The sequence below is a fragment of the Achromobacter sp. 413638 genome (assembly GCF_043119405.1).
Lineage (GTDB): Bacteria > Pseudomonadota > Gammaproteobacteria > Burkholderiales > Burkholderiaceae_B > Achromobacter.
The window spans coordinates 12,632-30,084 of the sequence record NZ_JBICCO010000021.1 but is presented as its reverse complement, the minus strand read 5'-3'; the positions used below and the strand labels follow the sequence as shown (position 1 = coordinate 30,084).

General features: G+C 61.2%; 23 protein-coding genes and 1 tRNA gene. 11 read left to right on the top strand and 13 right to left on the bottom strand.

The genetic code is table 11. From position 1 onward, the window contains the following. The first annotated feature begins 58 nt into the window (after positions 1-58). Positions 59-1,582, top strand: coding sequence for a 3-hydroxyacyl-CoA dehydrogenase (locus ACEU5R_RS10980; protein WP_103272187.1), 1,524 nt, complete (start codon positions 59-61; stop codon positions 1,580-1,582). 186 nt (positions 1,583-1,768) lie between these two features. Here ACEU5R_RS10980 and ACEU5R_RS10975 read toward each other — a convergent pair whose 3' ends face one another. After that, positions 1,769-2,683 (bottom strand): cytochrome c5 family protein, encoded by a 915-nt coding sequence (locus ACEU5R_RS10975; RefSeq protein WP_103272188.1) that lies wholly within the window; start codon positions 2,681-2,683, stop codon positions 1,769-1,771. Between the two features lie 236 nt (positions 2,684-2,919). Between ACEU5R_RS10975 and ACEU5R_RS10970 the strand changes: the two genes are divergently transcribed. Further along, positions 2,920-2,994: transfer RNA gene (locus ACEU5R_RS10970), tRNA-Arg, on the top strand. Between the two features lie 79 nt (positions 2,995-3,073). Here the strand turns inward: ACEU5R_RS10970 and ACEU5R_RS10965 are convergent. The 4 genes from ACEU5R_RS10965 to ACEU5R_RS10950 form a co-directional block, all read right to left on the bottom strand. Next, positions 3,074-4,243 (bottom strand): tyrosine-type recombinase/integrase, encoded by a 1,170-nt coding sequence (locus ACEU5R_RS10965; protein WP_392410167.1) that lies wholly within the window; start codon positions 4,241-4,243, stop codon positions 3,074-3,076. Between the two features lie 260 nt (positions 4,244-4,503). Continuing rightward, a complete protein-coding gene (locus ACEU5R_RS10960) occupies positions 4,504-5,772 on the bottom strand; it encodes a DUF1173 family protein (protein WP_392410166.1) in 1,269 nt (422 codons plus the stop codon). 394 nt (positions 5,773-6,166) lie between these two features. Beyond that, positions 6,167-6,643: a hypothetical protein gene (locus ACEU5R_RS10955; RefSeq protein WP_392410165.1), complete on the bottom strand. Its 477-nt coding sequence runs from the start codon at positions 6,641-6,643 to the stop codon at positions 6,167-6,169. 826 nt (positions 6,644-7,469) lie between these two features. After that, positions 7,470-7,820 (bottom strand): helix-turn-helix domain-containing protein, encoded by a 351-nt coding sequence (locus ACEU5R_RS10950; protein WP_392410164.1) that lies wholly within the window; start codon positions 7,818-7,820, stop codon positions 7,470-7,472. 85 nt (positions 7,821-7,905) lie between these two features. Here ACEU5R_RS10950 and ACEU5R_RS10945 point away from each other — a divergent pair, with 85 nt between their 5' ends. The 6 genes from ACEU5R_RS10945 (at position 7,906) to ACEU5R_RS10920 (ending at position 12,027) form a co-directional block, all read left to right on the top strand. Next, the gene (locus tag ACEU5R_RS10945) at positions 7,906-8,193 is read left to right on the top strand and encodes a transcriptional regulator (protein WP_392410163.1); all 288 of its coding nucleotides are present in this window, start codon (positions 7,906-7,908) and stop codon (positions 8,191-8,193) included. 63 nt (positions 8,194-8,256) lie between these two features. Further along, positions 8,257-9,006, top strand: coding sequence for a ParA family protein (locus ACEU5R_RS10940; RefSeq protein WP_392410162.1), 750 nt, complete (start codon positions 8,257-8,259; stop codon positions 9,004-9,006). After that, complete coding sequence (locus tag ACEU5R_RS10935) at positions 9,003-10,076, top strand: ParB/RepB/Spo0J family partition protein (RefSeq protein ID WP_392410160.1); 1,074 nt, start codon at positions 9,003-9,005, stop codon at positions 10,074-10,076. The genes ACEU5R_RS10940 and ACEU5R_RS10935 overlap by 4 nt, the downstream gene beginning before the upstream one ends. Positions 10,077-10,135: 59 nt before the next feature. Continuing rightward, positions 10,136-10,504 carry an H-NS family nucleoid-associated regulatory protein gene (locus ACEU5R_RS10930; protein WP_392410159.1) on the top strand — a complete coding sequence of 123 codons (369 nt, stop codon included), beginning with the start codon at positions 10,136-10,138 and terminating at the stop codon, positions 10,502-10,504. Positions 10,505-10,869: 365 nt separating this feature from the next. Beyond that, positions 10,870-11,076 (top strand): antitoxin VbhA family protein, encoded by a 207-nt coding sequence (locus ACEU5R_RS10925; protein ID WP_392410158.1) that lies wholly within the window; start codon positions 10,870-10,872, stop codon positions 11,074-11,076. Positions 11,077-11,112: 36 nt separating this feature from the next. Then, positions 11,113-12,027, top strand: a complete 915-nt coding sequence (locus tag ACEU5R_RS10920; protein ID WP_392410157.1) for a Fic/DOC family protein — start codon at positions 11,113-11,115, stop codon at positions 12,025-12,027. A gap of 219 nt (positions 12,028-12,246) precedes the next feature. Here the strand turns inward: ACEU5R_RS10920 and ACEU5R_RS10915 are convergent, their stop codons facing one another. Genes ACEU5R_RS10915 through ACEU5R_RS10890 form a run of 6 tightly spaced genes read right to left on the bottom strand, consistent with a single transcriptional unit; the run spans position 12,247 to position 14,611 of the window. After that, positions 12,247-12,465: a hypothetical protein gene (locus ACEU5R_RS10915; RefSeq protein WP_392410156.1), complete on the bottom strand. Its 219-nt coding sequence runs from the start codon at positions 12,463-12,465 to the stop codon at positions 12,247-12,249. Further along, on the bottom strand, positions 12,465-12,905 hold the full coding sequence (locus ACEU5R_RS10910; protein WP_392410155.1) for a hypothetical protein: 441 nt from the start codon (positions 12,903-12,905) through the stop codon (positions 12,465-12,467). The genes ACEU5R_RS10915 and ACEU5R_RS10910 overlap by 1 nt, the downstream gene beginning before the upstream one ends. Further along, on the bottom strand, positions 12,902-13,492 hold the full coding sequence (locus ACEU5R_RS10905; protein ID WP_392410154.1) for a vWA domain-containing protein: 591 nt from the start codon (positions 13,490-13,492) through the stop codon (positions 12,902-12,904). Before ACEU5R_RS10905 ends, ACEU5R_RS10910 begins: the two co-directional genes overlap by 4 nt. Further along, positions 13,492-13,926, bottom strand: coding sequence for a hypothetical protein (locus tag ACEU5R_RS10900; protein WP_392410153.1), 435 nt, complete (start codon positions 13,924-13,926; stop codon positions 13,492-13,494). Before ACEU5R_RS10900 ends, ACEU5R_RS10905 begins: the two co-directional genes overlap by 1 nt. Beyond that, complete coding sequence (locus ACEU5R_RS10895) at positions 13,919-14,284, bottom strand: hypothetical protein (protein WP_392410152.1); 366 nt, start codon at positions 14,282-14,284, stop codon at positions 13,919-13,921. The genes ACEU5R_RS10900 and ACEU5R_RS10895 overlap by 8 nt, the downstream gene beginning before the upstream one ends. 15 nt (positions 14,285-14,299) lie before the next feature. Further along, positions 14,300-14,611, bottom strand: a complete 312-nt coding sequence (locus ACEU5R_RS10890) for a hypothetical protein (RefSeq protein ID WP_392410151.1) — start codon at positions 14,609-14,611, stop codon at positions 14,300-14,302. 582 nt (positions 14,612-15,193) lie between these two features. Here ACEU5R_RS10890 and ACEU5R_RS10885 point away from each other — a divergent pair. Beyond that, complete coding sequence (locus tag ACEU5R_RS10885; protein ID WP_392410150.1) at positions 15,194-15,388, top strand: hypothetical protein; 195 nt, start codon at positions 15,194-15,196, stop codon at positions 15,386-15,388. A 68-nt stretch (positions 15,389-15,456) separates the two neighbouring features. Further along, positions 15,457-15,906 carry a hypothetical protein gene (locus ACEU5R_RS10880; RefSeq protein ID WP_392410149.1) on the top strand — a complete coding sequence of 150 codons (450 nt, stop codon included), beginning with the start codon at positions 15,457-15,459 and terminating at the stop codon, positions 15,904-15,906. Positions 15,907-15,960: 54 nt separating this feature from the next. Here ACEU5R_RS10880 and ACEU5R_RS10875 read toward each other — a convergent pair whose 3' ends face one another. After that, entirely contained in the window at positions 15,961-16,227 is a 267-nt protein-coding gene (locus tag ACEU5R_RS10875; protein ID WP_392410148.1) for a hypothetical protein, read from the bottom strand. Between the two features lie 127 nt (positions 16,228-16,354). Here ACEU5R_RS10875 and ACEU5R_RS10870 point away from each other — a divergent pair, with 127 nt between their 5' ends. After that, positions 16,355-16,546, top strand: a complete 192-nt coding sequence (locus tag ACEU5R_RS10870) for a hypothetical protein (protein WP_392410147.1) — start codon at positions 16,355-16,357, stop codon at positions 16,544-16,546. Here ACEU5R_RS10870 and ACEU5R_RS10865 read toward each other — a convergent pair. Beyond that, positions 16,533-17,222: an SOS response-associated peptidase gene (locus tag ACEU5R_RS10865; protein WP_392410146.1), complete on the bottom strand. Its 690-nt coding sequence runs from the start codon at positions 17,220-17,222 to the stop codon at positions 16,533-16,535. The two genes, ACEU5R_RS10870 and ACEU5R_RS10865, sit on opposite strands and share 14 nt — an antisense overlap. Positions 17,223-17,453 lie beyond the last annotated feature (231 nt).

Here is a 17,453-nt window from a genome sequence, read left to right as displayed (position 1 = left end):
GCAATCCATCCACATATCCAATCACCCAGATCGTCCATATAGAGGCAGGAGAGCGTTCATGAAGGAGATTCAAACCATCGGCGTCGTGGGCGCCGGGGCCATGGGGCGCGGCATCGCGCAGATCGCGGCGCAGGCCGGGTTGCGCGTGCGCCTGTACGACACCAGCGCGGAAGCTGTTGCGTCGGCGCGCGAAGCGCTGCGCCAGACCTGGGACAAGCTGGCGCAGAAGGGCAAGCTCGGCGCCGCCGACGCCCAGGCCGCGCTCGAGCGCGTGGTCGCGGCCGGCGCGCTGTCCGACATGGCGGACTGCCAGTTGGTGGTCGAGGCCATCGTCGAGCGCCTGGACGTCAAGCGCGACCTGTTCGCGGCGCTGGAAGGCGTGGTGGCCGAGGACTGCATCCTGGCTTCGAACACGTCCTCGCTGTCCATCACCGCCATCGCTGCGGCCTGCAAGCGCCCGCAGCGCGTGGCCGGTTATCACTTCTTCAACCCGGTGGCGCTGATGAAGGTGGTGGAAGTGATCGACGGCCTGCGCAGCGCGCCGGAAGTCGGCGACGCGCTGGCCGAGCTGGCCCGACGCATGGGCCACACGCCGGTGCGCGCCAAGGACATGCCCGGCTTCATCGTCAACCATGCCGGTCGCGGCATGAATACCGAAGGCCTGCGCGTGGCGCAGGAGGCCGTGGCCAGCTTCGCCCAGGTCGACGCCATCATGCGCGAGCAGGCCGGTTTCCGCATGGGCCCGTTCGAGCTGCTGGACCTGACCGCGCTGGACGTGTCGCATCCGGTGATGGAATCCATCTACCGCCAGTTCTACGACGAGACGCGCTTCCGTCCCTCGCCCATCACCGCCGTGCGCCTGGCCGGCGGCCTGATCGGCCGCAAGGCCGGCGAAGGCTTCTACACCTATGTCGACGGCCAGAAGCAGGTGCCGGCCGAAACGCCCGCGCCGGCCCTGCCGCAGAACCTGAAGATCTGGGTCAGCCCCAAGCATCCCGAAGGCTATGCGCGCGCCACCGCGCTGCTGGAAAAGCTGGGCGCACCGCTGATCTCCGGCTCCACGCCGGCGGCCGACGCGCTCATCATCGTCACGCCTTACGGCGAGGACGTGTCCACCGCCGTCTCGGCGCAGGGCCTGGATCCGGCCCGCAGCGTGGGCCTGGACACGCTGTACGCGCTGGACGGCGCCAAGCGCCGCAGCCTGATGCTGTCGCCGGCCACGCAACCGCAGTGGCGCGACGCGGCCCATGCCGCGCTGGCCGCCGACGGCGTGCCGGTCACCGTGATCCAGGATTCGCCGGGCTTCGTCGCGCAGCGCATCGTGGCCACCATCGTCAACATCGCCTGCGACATCGCGCAGCAGCAGATCGCCACGCCGGAGGACATCGATCGCGCCGTGACGCTGGGCCTGGGCTATCCGACGGGTCCGCTGGCGCTGGGCGACGCGCTGGGCGCGACGCGCATCCTGGAAGTGCTCAAGAACATCGAGCGCGTCACCGGCGACCAGCGCTATCGTCCCAGCCTGTGGCTGCAACGCCGCGTGCAACTGGGCATGTCGCTGCTGGAGCCGGCGGCGGCCTGATGGGCAGCGCATCGGCCCGCGCGCGCAAGCACGGGTCGATGCAACGAGGCGCCTGCACCGCGCCCGCGCGGGAAAGGACGTCGGCATTGTCGCGATTGACGCCGATGGCTTCCGGCGCCTGCCCACGAAAAAGCCCCTTGGTATTCCAAGGGGCTTTTTGTCGTGCCGAGGGGGCGGATCAGAGGATCACTTGGCCGCGTCCACCATGTATTGCACGGCCGCGCGGATATCTTCTTCGGTGGCGGTGGCCGCGCCGCCCTTGGGCGGCATGGGCGGCTTGCCCTGCATGGCGATCTTCACCATCGCGTCCATGCCGGTCTTGATGTAGGGCTCCCAGGCGGCCTTGTCGCCGAACTTGGGCGCGTTGGCCACGCCGGTGGCGTGACAGGCGAAGCAGACGCTCTTGTAGAGCTTTTCGCCGGCCGGGTTGACGGCGGCCTGTTGCGGCGCGGGCGCAGCAGCGGCGGGGGCGGGCGCTGCGGCTGCGGGAGCCGCGACGGCCGGGGCGGCCGCGGCAGGAGCCGGCGCGGCGGGGGCCGGAGCAGCAGCGGCCGGAGCAGCGGCTTCTTCCTTCTTCGCGCCTTCCTCGGCCGGCGCGGCCGGTTCGGGCAGCGAGGCGCCGGACTTGTTGGCCATGTAGACCACGGCGCGCGCCACTTCGTAGTCGCTCAGCGTGGGATTGCCGCCCTTGGCGGGCATGCCGCCCTTGCCATGCAGCGCGACGTTCAGCAGGGACTCGTAGCCGGCCTTGATGAAAGGCGCCCAGGCGGCGTTGTCGCCGATCTTGGGAGCGCCCGCCACGCCGGCGGTATGACAGGCCGTACAGACGGCGGCGAAGACCTGTTCTCCGGTCTTGAAGACCTTGGGCGCGTTGGCGTCGACCAGCTCGAAGCCGGCGACCGGGGCAATGCGCTTGGTGACGGCTTCAGGCGTCAGGGTGTCCGAGCCGGCGCCGACCTTGGTGCCGGAGACGACCATGTTCACCAGTAGGATGATGATCCCGATCGGCACCACGAACGCCAGTATGGCCGTGACGATCAGTTGCTTGGGGGTCTTGATGGGGGAGGAATGCTCTTCTATGTGTTCCTGCTGGTTGCTCATGACCAAATCCTGCAAACGGGTACCGGGGCGCCTGGTGGCGGCAACAGAGAAAGATCAGTACTGCACATTCGGGCGGCGAACAGCGGATCGCCCAGCAAGCAAACGCTGGATTATATAACGGTGTCATGGACGCCCGTCCAATGGATCGGGCCGGGTTTTCGAGCAGTTTGCGCGGGGATTTGATCTATTTCATGCACGCTGCTCAAACTTGGGTACAATACCGCCTCCCTTGCGCTGCGCCCGTAGTTCAATGGATAGAATGAGAGTTTCCGAAGCTCTTGATACAGGTTCGATTCCTGTCGGGCGCGCCATCAAATCAAGCACTTGTGTTTTTTTGGGCCCGTTTTGGGCCCAAACCACACCAATTAGTGCCAGTTCTTTGCACCTTGTTTAAGGTTCCGGCGGCTCCACATGCTCGGCGTACAAGGCAGCCATCTTCGCCTTTTCTCGCTGGTTGGATTCGCCATCAATCCACTTGGAATAGACGCGGAAGAACATCTGCGCATTCTTGTGGCCCATCTGCCGAGATAGATATCCCGGGTTCATCCCAGCGTGCAGTCCAAGCGTTGCAAACGTGTGCCGGGTTTGGCGGGCGTCCCGATCCCGGATGCCCAAGGCGGATAGCGTCGGGCGCCACACCTTTTGCACCGCATCCGCCGTGTCGACGAATGGCTCCCCTTTCAGAGGATTCAGGAAGACATGTCCTCGAGGTTGGTACGTCAATTGCTTCTGACGTCTGAGCGCTTCCAATGCTGGGCCCTGCAGATCCACGTCGCGTGACTTGTATGTCTTGGTCGATTTGTCGTGACGCCTTACGCGCGCTTGGTCGATGCGGATCTGCTCCCTGGATAGGTCCACGCGTGTCCATTGCAGAGCAATTTGCTCGGACGGCCGAACGCCCGTGAAGAACGCCACTTCAAAGTAGTTCCGCCAGCTCTCGCCGTAGTGTCTCTCAATGTGTTGGATAACCTGGAGCACCTCCGACATGAGCAGAGGATCGGGTTCGGGATCTTGGCCCTTTCGGCTCTCAATCTCCTGCGTAATGTTCTCCGGCACTTTCCCCATCTTGAACGCCAGGGCCCAAATCTGGCGGGCTGGCGTCATCACGTTGTTGAACGTCTTGGCGGCTACGCGCGGGAAATCGGCGACGTCCATCGCGAATTCTTCGTAGGTAATCTCCGCCATCGGGCGATTGCCATATAACGGGCGCCAGCGCGCGTTCAGCAGGTTCGCGTATTCGCTCAGTGTCGTTGGCGCCTTGTGGCTGATGAGCTTCAGCCACATGTCAGCCATTTCGTTGAAGGTGACTGCTTGAGCTGCTACCTCATTCTTCGGGATGTTTGGGGACTCAGGGAAGTAGCGGGCAAAGTCGTCCCAGGTGAAAACGCCTAGCTCAATTGCTTGAAGGATCTCAATGCGCATGCGTGCAGCGGCGCGCATGTTGGCTGCGGTAGGCCGCAGAGCTACGCGTTCGCGGTAGCGGCGGTCGTTCCAGCGGAAGTCGATTCGGAGCGACGCCGACCGCGCGTGGATCCCTTCGAGGTGCTCTTTGCTACCCATTCGTCGTAGGCTTCCAAGTTGATGTGTTGTCGGTTGTCCTGCGACCACTTCCAGTGTCGCCCTTCGATTAGGTGGCCGGCGCGGATCAGGTGGCGGAACGAGTCGATGGAGCGGCCTGTATATTCACTTGCCTTCTCCAGCATTACCCATCTGACCAGGCGGTGCTTTAGGTTCATGTTTGCCTCTCGTTGGTGTAGGCGTGCGGGTTCGCCGCACGAACCAAGGTCGTGCGAGCTGGGGGCCGGCCGGGAGTTGAGTAGTCAGGAACGCGGAGGAAATTCGGGAACTGCGTCACCGGACGCTGCGTCCCAGCCCCACCATCGCCCGGGATAGGTCTGGTCGTAGTGCGCGACCTTGGCCTTCTTTCGTTCCAAGTAATCCGGATCTGTCATGCCCCAGACTTCCATCGGTAGGGGCGTCCCTCCGGCGTCCTTGAGCCAGAAGTCGGGGAAGACTTCTTCCTGGCCGGCGTCGAAGCGCAGCGGTTTTTCAAAGCGCCGTTGTTCGGCTACAAGGCCAGCGACGACCACGCCCTCGTACCCCGAGTCGATCGGGATCCATTGCGGCGTGACATGCATGACGGCGACGTCAACCAGTTGCGCTTGAACTGCACCGCGAGCGGGGACAGGAACATCAGTTTGAGCGATCGCGACGAGACGCCCACCAGCCATCCAAGAATTCAGCTCATGCTTGTAGCGCTGACCCAGTGTTGCCCAGAGTTCAGGCGACATCGGTAGGTGAGGAATTCCGTGAAAGCCCGCGATCGGCAGCTTCGAACCGGCTTCCATGCCTTCCTGATATTGGGCGAGGGGGGCAACAACGACGAGGCGTCGTCGCTGATTCATAGCTTCGAGGGACTTGGCGCCATTCAAGTCGGCCTGGCGTCCAGCGGACGGCGCAGCAACCAAGAGGTTGCTCGCCAAGCGAACGCGGCCCGCGTAGGTCGACGATGCAACCTGCTGTAGGTAATAGTGGATTACGCCGATGGACCGCTTGTCCTGCATCGCCGGGGACCAGGTGTGAAGTCCCGCCTGCGTCCACAAGTAGTGCAACAGACCAAGCAGCGTCATACTCGACTGGCCAGAGCGCGGGCGCTTCGCTGATTGGGGCGGCTTGGATTCCGGCGTTGCGCTGTCTTCCTCCGGCGCTGAGGTCGGTCTCTGTTGCAGCCCGACCTTGAGTTTGATCTTCGTCGTGCCGTCGTCGAGTTCTTGGACAACCCCTTTCCGATAGGCCCCCAACCCTGACAAGCCAGGATCTACGCCATAGAAGATGCAGTCTTCCGCATGTTCTACGCCGGTATGCGGAAACCGCGCCAGATGGAATCGATCCGAGTTGGCTCGGCTATGTATAGACAGCCGCTTATCACCAGGCCCGAGGCAACAACACCGGACGACGCCTTTGCCGTGCGCCATCAGAAGGGTGCGCTTCCATGCCGCGCTGTGTTCTTGGTTCGTTTGAAATTCGGGGCTGTAGTGGCGAGTGACGTCGCCCAGGCGGATCTCGATTTGATGGAGTTTTCGGTCCATGGCGCCTCTGCGTTACTTGGCTTCTTGCCCAATTGTCGGCTCCGCTGTTTCGGCGGAGCGTGGCGAATCCGTGTCCTTGGCCTGGCTAGAGTTGAAGGGAGCTACGCTTTCCGTGAAACTGCGAGGAAGGTTGACGGTGCGATCTGTGCACATGTATACGCCGCAGACGACCAAACCGATAACGGCAGTTAGCCGCAAGAAACGGGCCGCAAGTCGTCCGTCTTCGGTCAATGCGGTACCGACCGTAATGTGACTCACGATAAGGGCCAGCACGCAAAGGATGAGTCCGGAGGCTATCAAGTTTGTGTCTCCATCAGTGCGCTCGGTGGCGAAGATCGCGCGCTTGGCCTCACGTGTAAGTGGAGGCGCTGATTCTCATTGAACGTGAGTCCGGCTATCGGTGCCCACGAAGGGCTTCTCCCAACAGCATTACGCAATAGAGCGGCACCCCCAGCACCAAGCTGATTACTGGTGCCACAACAACTATTGCTGTGAGCTTCTGGTAGACATTCAAGTCGGAGACCTTGGTGAAGGTGCTTAACAGACCTCCGGCGGCTAGCAGTGCAATGAACAGTGCAACCAGGGCGATCGCATATATCTTCCATTGCCCGACGAGGTTCGTGGGATCTTCAGAGGAAAGCAGTACGCCGCAACACCAGGCGATCGTTGCCACGGCGACCACGTTAAGAGCTGCAGCTCCCCAAAAGCTTCCTCCAAATGAAAACCAGCGGAGCAATGTGCTCCAGTTGTCTAGAACCCAGCCTATTGCCGCAAGAGTGGTGATCGCGATTAGAGCTACGACGCCGACCTGGTAGGCCACGCGGCGACCGACTTTCGCCACGCCGGCAGGCTTGGTGTTTTTCTCGTCCATCTGATGGTTCCTAGATTGTGAGCTTTGAGCAATGACGGTGTTGTTCGTCCAGCACATTGTCCGGCCCATTTATCCGGGCCCTTGGCAGCATCGGAATCGGAGCACTTCGCGGTGCCGCGTTTAGCGGCTAAACAGTGCTTGGTGACAAGTGCCGATTCGGATGCCGTCCGCGAGATACATCGACGCGGATGGCTTCCTGCCGACTTGCACGGCGCACGCCAGTTGGCCTGGCGCGGTCTTCGCCCGAACCCGTTACTCGCCACGGGGGGCATGCTGATCTTGCTTGGGCGCTCGTTCCCGGGGCTACGGACGCGCGAAGCGTCGTCTTCACCGGAAGCGGTGCCAGGGGACCCTTCGAGTCGCATCCTCTGCACCACGAGATTGCTATACATACCGGCTTTTGCACTGACGATTACCCGGTTTTTGTTGTTTTCTCTTCCCCGATAGGCCAGCGGACTTCACGGGCCGCAGGTATGCACAGCAATTCTTGCCACTTGTTTTTGTCCCTGGGGCCTTCAATCGTCGTGGCTGTCTCCCCCTATGCGGCACCAGGTGGTGCGCGCAGGACCTACTTCTATGTCGGATTGTGAAAGAGCAAGACCGAAAATTGCTTCGGCACCAAAAATATAACGGAAGTCATAAAATAGCGCAATACTGTAGTTATAAAAATAGGAATATTCAGTATCGTAAATCTTATTTGCTTACTTTTTGCGCAAAGCGAAACAACGAAGGTACTATCGCGAGCTTTCCCCTACTGGGTGAGAGCCGAGGGACAGGATTCGTGGGCAGCCCGCGCGGAAATCGCGGGCGAGCGGGTGCCTTGCAACTACGCGGTTCTTTTGGTTTCCATTGCGCCTGCAATGAAATCAGCCAGCCGTAGGTCCAGCTCATTGCGTTTGGCGGGAGACAGGGCTTCGAAGTCTGCCAGGCGCGCAACCTTGAAGGGCCAGTAGCCCTCCAGCTGATCCAGTGATTTCGATTCCTCGCCATAGACCAGCCAATTCGTGGTGACGCTGAGCGCCTTGGCGATCTCTGCGATATGGCGCGTTGCTCCACCGCGCTCGATCTTGGCGATCGCGGCTTGTGTGAGGTTGGCCAGGTCCGCAAGCTGTTCCTGCGTTAGGCGCAGTTGCTTGCGCCTTTCTTTGATCCGAGCCGAGATCGCCATTTGATTCATGCGCGCAGCCTATTCTTGCAGTACTAGCGCGTCAAAAACTCTAGTAATAAAATTCCTTTGACCAAAAAATAACTCTAGTTATAAAATGATCTCTATGCCTGACTCCACTGAAGAACTCGGACCATCCCACACGGCCTTGCGCAAGGCAATTGCCCTCGCAGGCGGGACGCAGGAAGCGCTGGCCCGCATCTTGGGTGTGACGCAGCCAGCCGTCAACAAGATGCTCAAGAGCAAAGCTCCCCTGGGGACGACTCACTGTGTCCGCCTGTTCAAAGAGCTGGGGATTCCTCGCGAGGAGCTGAGGCCTACTGACTACTGGGACGTTTGGCCTGATCTGCCAAACCCGCACACACCGCAGCAGCACGAACCCTGATTGTGTTTAGCGGCTAAATCCTGCAGAGGTGGGTCGCTCAACATCATCTTCCTAGAGGCAATGATGAAGACACTTGTGATCGCAAACGGCAAGGGTGGCGTGGGTAAAACCACGGATGCTGCCCACATCGGATTCCACGCGGCCGATCGAGGCCTCAAAACACTGGTCGTCGATCTTGATACTGGCAACTTGTCGAAGACCATGCGTCACCATCGATTGGAGATCTCGGCCAGTACGCTCTTCGTGGATGAGCCGCCGCACGTGCCCAGTTTCGACCAGACACTGAGCCTGCTACACGCTGATCGCCTCATGGCGAATGTCATCTACATGGATCTCGAGCGAGCCTGCGCGAATTTCCGGGTAAACCTTGACCTTTTCGCACGACAGGGCGTGGATCTCTGCGTGATTGATACGCCGGCGAACATCGGTATAGCAACCATTACAGCCCTGCGTTGCGCCGACGCGGTGATCAGTCCCGTTGAAATGGAGGACTACAGCATCGAAGGCATCAAGGACATGATCCGTGTGATCGCCGGCGCCAAGCAGCAAAATTCTAGATTGCAGTTCCTGGGTCTCGTTGCGAATCGAGTGGATCGGCGTAATCCTCGCCACCTTCGTCATCTGCAGGAAGTGCAGGCTGCCCACAGCAAGCTCATGGCGCCAGTCGTCGTCGGTCTCCGCACCAGCGTCGCCGAAGCCTTGGCAGCTGGCGAGCCCGTCTGGAAGAGCAGGAAGACGACGGCTCGTGCCGCTGGCGCCGAAATGCGAGCGCTCGGCGAGCACGTCCTAGGCGTGATGGGAGTTGCCAAATGAAGGTAGAACTCGGGCAAGGCGGACGCGGCGGCCTCGATTTGGAAGGTCTGGGTGACCTGGCCGCCCTACTGGATGGGCCACAGCCGAACGGCGGATACAAGATCTATCCTGTAGCTCGGATCCACCTCGGTGAAAACGTCCGTAGCGGCAACAACCCCGGCCTGAAAGCGGAGAGCATCACGGAAATGGCCGAATCGATCCGCGCTCGCGCGCAGGAAGGCAAGCGGGGCGTGTTGATTCCAATCTCACTTCGCCCGCACCCCACGATTGCTGGGGACTTCCTCGTCAACCACGGAGCCCGGCGCTACCTGGGCACCGTCGAGGCCGGCCTCCAGGGCATCCCCGCGCATGAGGACCCTGACTTTGACGACTTCGATCAGGTCCTCGAGAACATCCAGCGTGAACCGCTCACCGGCCGCGAAATGGCGGATTTCATCGGCGGAAAGCTCTCGACCGGGATGTCGCAGGCGGACATTGCCGCAAAGATGGGCAAATCGAAGGCATGGGTGAGTATGCATGTGGCGATGTTGAGCCTGCCGGAGCCTGTGGCCGAGGCGGTCGCGAACGGGAAGGTGACGGACGTCACGCTGGCAAAGGAACTCGTCGTCGCTCATGCTGCCGCCCCTGAAGCCGTGGAGCAGTTCCTGGAATCTTCCGAAGGGAAGATCAACAGGTCGCAGGTTAAGAAGCTGCGCGAGGTCACCAAGGCGAGCGATGCGAATCCGCGGGTGCAGAAGCCAGCCAAGCGCGCCCACGAACCCGCGGCGCCGGCGAAGGAAGCAGATCCTGAATCCGAAGCGCTAGATCGACTATTGACAATCGCCCGGCGCGACACGCCGCAGAGCAAGCGTGTGGCCGACTTTCTGCTGGCCTGGTGGAACGCGGCGAGCTGCGGTGGGTTCGATCTGACAGATTTCTGGGCGGTCGACACCGAAATCGGCGACGACATGATGCTTGTTATAGGTCTCATGCGTAGTCGACACGGCCAATACCCCGACCAGTATGGCGAACAGATCCATGAGCGCTTCAAGGAACTCGTGAAGCTCTGGAGGCCGAAGCTGCAGGATTAGCAATCACGGCGTGACATTTAGCGGCTAAACCGCTTTCAACCTCGAACTCTGGAAGTGACATGAACAAAGCACTTGCGAAAATCGAAGCGCAGATCAAGAAGCTTGAGCAAAAGCGCGACCATCTGAAGGTCGCAGGGCGAGCCGAACAACTCAAGATCATCGTCCAATCGATGCGCGAAAACTCCATATCCCCCGAGGAAATCCACGCCGCATACCGGCCGGCCGGCCCGGCGAAGGCGCGTGCCGCAGATGCTGCGGTGCGCAAGCAGCGGCCTCCGGTCCAGCCCAAGTATCGCCATCCGCAAACCGGGGAAACCTGGAGCGGGCGCGGCAAGCCTCCGCGTTGGCTTGCGGCGGAAGAGCGTGGCGGTGCCCGGCGCGACCAATTTGCGATCGCCAGCAGGGAACTCGTCGCTCAGGCCGCGTAGCTGCATGACGCCCTTTGCGCCAGTGCGGCCTCGATCGCCGCCTGGCAGTATCCTCTACTCAGGAGAGCCTTGATGAACGTCCAATTGATACAGGACTACCTTCTCGTAGTCTTTGTCATATGCAGCTGTCTGATTGGTGTGATTTGGTACCTCGCCGAGAAGGGCATATTGTCGTCCAGCGAAATGTCGAAGTGGATTCTATACGCGTGCGCCGGCCTCCTCGTGCCAGCCCTGGCGTGGTTCGCGATGGTGAAGCTGTTTCCAGATTGACGCGTGGCGACTGCGGGAAAGATGCCGCACACGCCATGCTGGCTGCGCCCTCTCCACTGCGGTAAAATGTACACCTCAGCATTGCGGAGGCAACCATGCAATTTGACCCTGCGCTGCGCGATCGTCAGCGGGCCCTCGACATCGCGGTTGGTAACCAGCGCCTCGAAGGCCTTGAGCCGGACCCCCGAACTATTGCCGAGCTGGGCCAGGTCGTTCGCGGCGAGATGACAATCGAAGAAGTGCTTGAGAGTACCCGACGGCGAATCGTCGAAGGGGATCTCCACGAAATGCCGGCCAAGTGAGCCGGCATTTTTTTTGATCGCTCGTGGAGTAAATACGTGGCGAAGTATCCTGCGCACGCACAAGATCCCTACATTGACCCGAATTCGGGAATTCTCCGGAATCGGCTCGGGATCACAGACCAGGTCAAGCTGGATGAGGCCGAGACGGCTCTCTCCGTAATTCGGTCGTATGAAATGGCGCGTAACCCAGTGCCTGGCCGATTCGACCTGGCGCATCTCCAAGCCATCCATCACAGACTATTTGCCGATGTGTACGAATGGGCCGGGCAACTTCGAACAGTCGATATCTCCAAGGGCAATACCCGCTTCGCAAGCCACGAGCAGATTGAGAGCTATGCGCCGGAAATCATCCGGCCGCTTCACCGCGAACAATTGCTCCGTGGCCTGGACGTCGACACCTTCTGCCAACGAGCCGGTTTCTACCTTGGTGAACTCAACGTCCTCCACCCGTTCCGCGAAGGGAATGGTCGCTCCACGCGTGAATTCATCGGCCATGTGGCGCGCGACGCCGGCTATGTAATCGACTGGGGGGGGATGGCACGCAAGGACATGATCCAGGCGGCGATCGACGCCTACGAGGGGAGCTCGACGCGGTTGGAGCGACTTATACGCGCCCACATTACCGACCTCGAGCAAGAGCACGCGCGCGACCTCGGCAGAGTGGTGGCCGGTGAGAAGGTCCAGTTCGACGCGCCGGCGCCAGGCCAGTCGTATGAGGGTTTGATCGTAGGATGCACTGAGCGCTATGTGGTGCAGGCTCAAGGCGATCACATGGTGCTGCACGCGCGCCACGCGCTGTTGAACTCGCAGGACCTTGTCGACGGCCAGGTCATGAGCATCCGCTATCCACATGGCGGTGTGGGCATTGTTGATGGTGGAGCAGGGCGCCAGGTCGAGAAGAGCACGCAGCTCGAAAATGATCGCGCCAAGGGGCGAGACCTGGAGCGCTAAACGGACGGGAAGAAGCGGACCCATGGATATGTGGATGCTCCCTCCGGGACCATCCGGCTCGCGCAGCTCGGCCCGTGGACAACGCTATGGACAGCCGGATGGACAAGCTCTGCTTGCCCACGCGCCTGCCCACAGAGTTGCCCACCGGCTCCCCGGATTGCACCCACATACCCACCGGCCCCCACGCAGGCGCCAGTAAGAGATAGAACTTCCAAACATCTACGCCGTAGGCGACTTCCGCCGGCCGCGCGGCTGACCTCTTTCAAGATCAATGCCGAAATCGATAGCGGCACATGCCAGTGCCAGCATGCGCGGAAGATCGCCCTCTTTGGCCAGGAAATTGGCGTACGTAGCGCGGCAAACGCCGAGCGAGGCAGCAGCGCTCGCATACGTGTAGCCATGGCGCTGTTGCCATGCCCGCAATTCAGCGGCAATCATCACCATCCCTCTCTGTGCAGCAGCGCGTGGCCAACGTGCTTGGCCCACCAGTCAATCCAGTCTGGCAAGACAGTTTCGGGCACGTCATACCGCAGAGCGGCCCAGGCGGGTTCGGGGGCAATGCCATTTTCCGGGAGCGGCGTGGGGGAGTGCACGTGTATCCACTCCCACATTCGACGGCTGGTCTTGGCGTTGAGAGACACCGCCAAGACAGCAATGGGACAGCCTTCGTTCAAGAGCTGGAAACTCGCGGCACTGGCATTGATTTCGCCGCGCACCGCATATCCGCTCCTTCGACTGTTGGCCCATCCCTGGCCTGTCTGCAAGACGGGCAAGAGCGTGCGATCGATGATGCCTGCCTGCTCAACAGCGTCGCAATCTTCTGGCCTGACGCGCTCGCGGATCTGATCATTGAGCGTGACGTAAAGGAGATAATTCATCGTGGCAGCAGCATCTGTATGGTATTCACGAGAGCAGGCTGACCAGCACGCGCAATGTCGCTGCCATGGTAGCGGCCATGGCCCGCCAGCGCGAGGCGCTGGAGGAATCGCATTGCCGCTGCATTCGAATCGGGTCCGATGTAGAGCACGTCGATCACGCCGCCAAACTGCGCGGCAGCCGCAAGGGCAGCATCTTCATCGTTGGGTTCGCCGTCGCTGATGACGAGAATGCGGCCGGGCGCGCGTTGAATCGCCGCAAGCAGCGCCCGATCTAGCGCAGTGCTACCGCCGGGCTGCGGCAAATTTTCGGCGCTGCTCAGGGGCGTCACGTGGCCCGCAAAAGCCATCAACTCGTGCCTGTCCGATAGGAGCGTTTGCGCGATGGCTTCACGCAGCACGGCGTGCTTCGTTCGGCCGCCCCAAGCGGGGCTTTCCATCGAGCCTGACACATCTGCGAGTACGACAGTCGGCCGATTGTTGACGCGAGCGATCCGCTCTTGCGAGCGCGCCACTTCGCCCGTATGGCGAGGCAGGCCGGCCGCTTTTGCGATCAGCCCCTGCAGCGGGTTTGCCAGTTGATTTTTCATTATGCGATGTGGGTATCGAGAGGGACTACGGCGGCCAGGCCGGCACAAAACTCGATTAGCTCGCGTCGGCGCTCGCGCAGCGCCGCGACAGTCGAAATCGTCGCGGCCATGGTGTCATAGTCTACGAGATGGGAACGCGAGTAGCGGTAGGGGCCCTCATTGATATAGACGCGCCGCCGGCCGCGGCTATACACATGTAGCAAGCTGATATCGGCGGGGGCTCGGCCCACCAGTTGACCGGCCTGCTCCAGCAGCATCGAATCTCGGTCTTGAAGCAAATCAGCTTTGAGCCGTGCCGCTGCCGCTTCATCACGCATCATGTCCAACATAGCGTTGCTGGCGGCTGGGCTGCGCTGCAGGGCCTCGATGCAGCAGGCCCTGGCAAGGCTTATGAGCTGATCATCCGTCAAGCCCGAGAAATCCAGATCATCCATCAGTGTCCCTTGCAATCTTGAGGGCTTCTTGCGTTGTGCCCATTGCCGTCGCATAGACGGCCCAAGCAGTGCCGTACACAGTAAGCAGCGCATCGGCTACCGCGTAGCGCTGCTTCAGAGTCACGCGGGCATAGCGGCCGCTGGGGTTGAGCATGGTGCGTACTATGTCACTGATGGCGGCGTTGCCCAGGCTATCAGCCAGGACAAGCAACTCGCCGGCCAGCCACCAGCCTGCAGACTTCTGCAATCCGGCGGCCACCGCTTCGCGGTCGGCGTCGCCCTCGCGCAGGCGGTTCTCGTAGCCGTGAATGATGCGGCTTACCCAATCCGGTGAAGCTTTGTCCTGGGAATGAATCATGACCGGCCCGTCCTATCAGTTGTTGAGAGTGTAGGGATAGATCTCGTCTTCGCCATCATCGCTCTGCGCGGGCCGCGCCGCAGCCGCGATGCGCATAGCTTCGCGGTCGATGTCAATTTCGCCCTGATTGTTGAGGATGACGTACTCCGCGTTGTCCACGAGTACGTCCGCCCATGTGCCATCGCCGCGTCTTAGAGCGTCTACATTGTCTGAGACGGTGTGCTGGGCGTCGCTTTCATTGATCAGTTCGTGAGCGAAGCAAATCCCATAAATGGCTTTGCCGGTTTCCGTGACTCTGCCCATCCTGTAGGCGTAGACCTTCGTCATTCCATTCTCCTTCCACTGTGACCCGCGGAGCGGTCGGATGCAATGATCCGTGAATTCAATATAGTCTAAAAATTAGACTGTCGCAATTCATTTTTCTGCCTGCCTGAACGTCTCTACATGAGCGGCTCTTGCGGTGGGTTTAGCCGCTAAACAAGGCCCTTGAGGTCGTCCTCGGCAATGGTGAGAAAAGCGGACCCGTGGATATGTGGATGCTCCCTCCGGGACCATCCGGCTCGCTACGCTCGGCCCATGGACAACCCTATGGACAGCCGGATGGACAAGCTCCGCTTGCCCACGCGCCTGCCCACAGGGTTGCCCACCGGCTCCCCGGATTGCACCCACATACCCACCGGCCCCCACGCAGGCGCCAGTAAGAAATAGAACTTCCAAACATGCACTTCGTCGGTAGCCAATCAGCTGATGTCGGAAGTCCGAGATACAGGACTTGGCAGCGTAGCGAGCCGACCGATGTACCCAGAGATGAAGCGTCGTAGTTGATTGACTGCGCCTAAATTTAGGCGCAAAATATGTTTAACAAGATGGCCATTGGGGCCGCTTGAACTTGGCTACACGGAGCCTGATATGCGTACGATCGAAATCTATTCGAAGGATGAGCAAGGCCTAATTTCGTTCCATGGCGAGCAAGGGTGGGACACGCGAGAAGAGGCCGTCGATTACTACTGTCAGTCGGGAGAGCGGACGTTCGTGGAACAGGTCATGGGCTGGCCTCATGGCGCTATAACCTGGGTAGGCAACATCGGCTTTGGGGAAGCATGATGACCGCGACAGCCACTCTCTACACGCTTGGCCAACTTGCCCGAGCAGTTTGGCCTGGTGCCGGCGAAATGCCGACTGCCATATTGGATGTCTTGTTGGTACAACCGGCGTCCGGTCTGGCGCTGGTCCGCAAGCACAAGAACTTTGCTCGCGCTGGCAAAGACGAGGTGGAAGCGCTACTCGCGAAACTCCCCGCAGACTTGGCCGACCCGCCCGCCGGCGTGCGACTTGAAGATCAAGGCCCCTTCTGGCTCGGGTATTACCACTATCTCTCAGCGACTCAGCGCGCAAAGACCTGGGGACCAGAGCAGCTCGAGCGGGCGGGGCAGTTGCTCTACGGCGATCGCTGGCAATCGGATCTCGCCCGCGCGCTGGGCGTTGGGGACCGACGTGTACGCGAATGGGCAGCGGGAGATCGCAAACCAGCTCCTGGCGTGTGGGCGGACATCGCGGCGCTGTTGCGCCAGCGCCAGGCGGAAGGCATGGCCCTGCTGCAGGAACTTGACCGATCGTCTTAGGCCCAGCGGCCGGCGCCAGATAGGCTATCGCCGGGCGATCCGACAGCGAGCATCCTACCGAGCCGGCATCCCCTTCCTGAGCTTGTACGGCGCCTCCAATAGCTCGGCCGTCATCTGATCGCGTTCCTGGACACAGGGCTCGGCGGGCAGTTCGGCCAGGACCCCGTCGTAGACGATGCCCGTCACGCCGATGGGCCGCTTCAGTTCGCCGGCCATCTGGTGCAAGCGCAAAGGATAGGTTCGCAGGCGCTTGATCTCCCACAGCGCAGCCAACAGATCTGGGTCTATGGTGCCGTCAGGATGCGTGTTGCGGACACGCATGTTGTGTAGGTCTTCGGCGGTGAGGGCAGGGCGGAATGGCATGGTGCGATACCTGGATGAATATCCAGTATATTTCGAACTCGTCTGAGTGCAATCCGGCGACAATTTTCCGAAATAGGGGCAGACCATGGCCGATGCGACCGACTGGCAAGCGATGGACGATTACTACTGGGACGGTCCTGGGGGCTGGCGGATCTGCCGCGTGCGCGTCGATCATCGCTGGCAATACGAACTGTGGAGCGGCAACGGCACCCGGTATGGCATGGAGGCGACGTTTGCGGCTGCTCTCGTTCTCTACGACCGCGTCATGGCTGGATAGGCGGTGCCGGCTCGATCGCGTCGGGTAGTTGATAGCGCGAGCTGCCGACGTCGCGCCGGACCGTATGCCATGTGAATGCCGTTTCCGGCAGGCTGTGCTGCAGCAGCTCGACAGCCTGCGCGGTCGGGAACTCTGGGTCCATCCAGTGCATGGCCAAGTCGGCCTGCAGCGCGACTGGGCGCCGGTCATGGACGTCGACCATCCCACCCAGGGAATCGTTGGTGATGATCGCAAAGCCGTGGGCCTCGTCCTTGTCCGCGCCAGGGTGCCAGGCCGACAGTGCGGCGAAGTAGAGCGGGGCGCCATCTGCGGCGTGGATGTAGTAGGGCTGCTTCGGCGGCTTGGGCGCATCGGTCAGCGCCTGCCATTCGTACCAGCCGTCGGCTGGAACGAGGATACGGCCGTGCCCGGTTAGCATCTTCCACGGCCACTTCCCCGCGAGGATCTTGTCTAGCCGTGCGCAGTTCATCGCATATTTCGACCCACTGGGGCGCCAGGTCCACCACAGGCGGTCCAGCGCGAACTCGCCGCCCATCCGGTGCATGGTCAGCGGCCGTGTGCCCGGAGGGATGTTGTAGCGCGGGCCGGCCGGGTCGCTGAATATCTTGTGGACATTGGGGAAGATCCGTTCGACGTAGTCGAGTGGCCCTGACTTCTGGACGATGCGACCGCACATTTCCGTGCTCCCAGGTGGCATGCAGATGTTCAGTATAGGGCGCGCGCGCGAGCGCCACTGGCCAAGCTGAAGCGAGAACCCGTCCTGCGGCCGGGTTGAGAGCAAGGGCCGCGCCCTCTGGCGGCGCCGGCGGCCGCGGGCAGGCCTCTGGCCTGCGAATTCAACCCATCGGCCTGCAGTGAGCCAGGCATGTACTGCACGGTGCCTACAGTCGCATGCCCTTCGTGTCGG

What these genes read in the sequence shown, in the direction of transcription:
- ACEU5R_RS10980 (WP_103272187.1), top strand. Translation starts at nt 59, where the DNA reads ATGAAGGAGATTCAAACCATCGGCGTCGTGGGCGCCGGGGCCATGGGG.
- ACEU5R_RS10975 (WP_103272188.1), bottom strand. Translation starts at nt 2,683, where the DNA reads ATGAGCAACCAGCAGGAACACATAGAAGAGCATTCCTCCCCCATCAAG.
- ACEU5R_RS10965 (WP_392410167.1), bottom strand. Translation starts at nt 4,243, where the DNA reads ATGGGTAGCAAAGAGCACCTCGAAGGGATCCACGCGCGGTCGGCGTCG.
- ACEU5R_RS10960 (WP_392410166.1), bottom strand. Translation starts at nt 5,772, where the DNA reads ATGGACCGAAAACTCCATCAAATCGAGATCCGCCTGGGCGACGTCACT.
- ACEU5R_RS10955 (WP_392410165.1), bottom strand. Translation starts at nt 6,643, where the DNA reads ATGGACGAGAAAAACACCAAGCCTGCCGGCGTGGCGAAAGTCGGTCGC.
- ACEU5R_RS10950 (WP_392410164.1), bottom strand. Translation starts at nt 7,820, where the DNA reads ATGAATCAAATGGCGATCTCGGCTCGGATCAAAGAAAGGCGCAAGCAA.
- ACEU5R_RS10945 (WP_392410163.1), top strand. Translation starts at nt 7,906, where the DNA reads ATGATCTCTATGCCTGACTCCACTGAAGAACTCGGACCATCCCACACG.
- ACEU5R_RS10940 (WP_392410162.1), top strand. Translation starts at nt 8,257, where the DNA reads ATGAAGACACTTGTGATCGCAAACGGCAAGGGTGGCGTGGGTAAAACC.
- ACEU5R_RS10935 (WP_392410160.1), top strand. Translation starts at nt 9,003, where the DNA reads ATGAAGGTAGAACTCGGGCAAGGCGGACGCGGCGGCCTCGATTTGGAA.
- ACEU5R_RS10930 (WP_392410159.1), top strand. Translation starts at nt 10,136, where the DNA reads ATGAACAAAGCACTTGCGAAAATCGAAGCGCAGATCAAGAAGCTTGAG.
- ACEU5R_RS10925 (WP_392410158.1), top strand. Translation starts at nt 10,870, where the DNA reads ATGCAATTTGACCCTGCGCTGCGCGATCGTCAGCGGGCCCTCGACATC.
- ACEU5R_RS10915 (WP_392410156.1), bottom strand. Translation starts at nt 12,465, where the DNA reads ATGATTGCCGCTGAATTGCGGGCATGGCAACAGCGCCATGGCTACACG.
- ACEU5R_RS10910 (WP_392410155.1), bottom strand. Translation starts at nt 12,905, where the DNA reads ATGAATTATCTCCTTTACGTCACGCTCAATGATCAGATCCGCGAGCGC.
- ACEU5R_RS10905 (WP_392410154.1), bottom strand. Translation starts at nt 13,492, where the DNA reads ATGAAAAATCAACTGGCAAACCCGCTGCAGGGGCTGATCGCAAAAGCG.
- ACEU5R_RS10900 (WP_392410153.1), bottom strand. Translation starts at nt 13,926, where the DNA reads ATGGATGATCTGGATTTCTCGGGCTTGACGGATGATCAGCTCATAAGC.
- ACEU5R_RS10895 (WP_392410152.1), bottom strand. Translation starts at nt 14,284, where the DNA reads ATGATTCATTCCCAGGACAAAGCTTCACCGGATTGGGTAAGCCGCATC.
- ACEU5R_RS10890 (WP_392410151.1), bottom strand. Translation starts at nt 14,611, where the DNA reads ATGACGAAGGTCTACGCCTACAGGATGGGCAGAGTCACGGAAACCGGC.
- ACEU5R_RS10885 (WP_392410150.1), top strand. Translation starts at nt 15,194, where the DNA reads ATGCGTACGATCGAAATCTATTCGAAGGATGAGCAAGGCCTAATTTCG.
- ACEU5R_RS10880 (WP_392410149.1), top strand. Translation starts at nt 15,457, where the DNA reads ATGCCGACTGCCATATTGGATGTCTTGTTGGTACAACCGGCGTCCGGT.
- ACEU5R_RS10875 (WP_392410148.1), bottom strand. Translation starts at nt 16,227, where the DNA reads ATGCGTGTCCGCAACACGCATCCTGACGGCACCATAGACCCAGATCTG.
- ACEU5R_RS10870 (WP_392410147.1), top strand. Translation starts at nt 16,355, where the DNA reads ATGGCCGATGCGACCGACTGGCAAGCGATGGACGATTACTACTGGGAC.
- ACEU5R_RS10865 (WP_392410146.1), bottom strand. Translation starts at nt 17,222, where the DNA reads ATGTGCGGTCGCATCGTCCAGAAGTCAGGGCCACTCGACTACGTCGAA.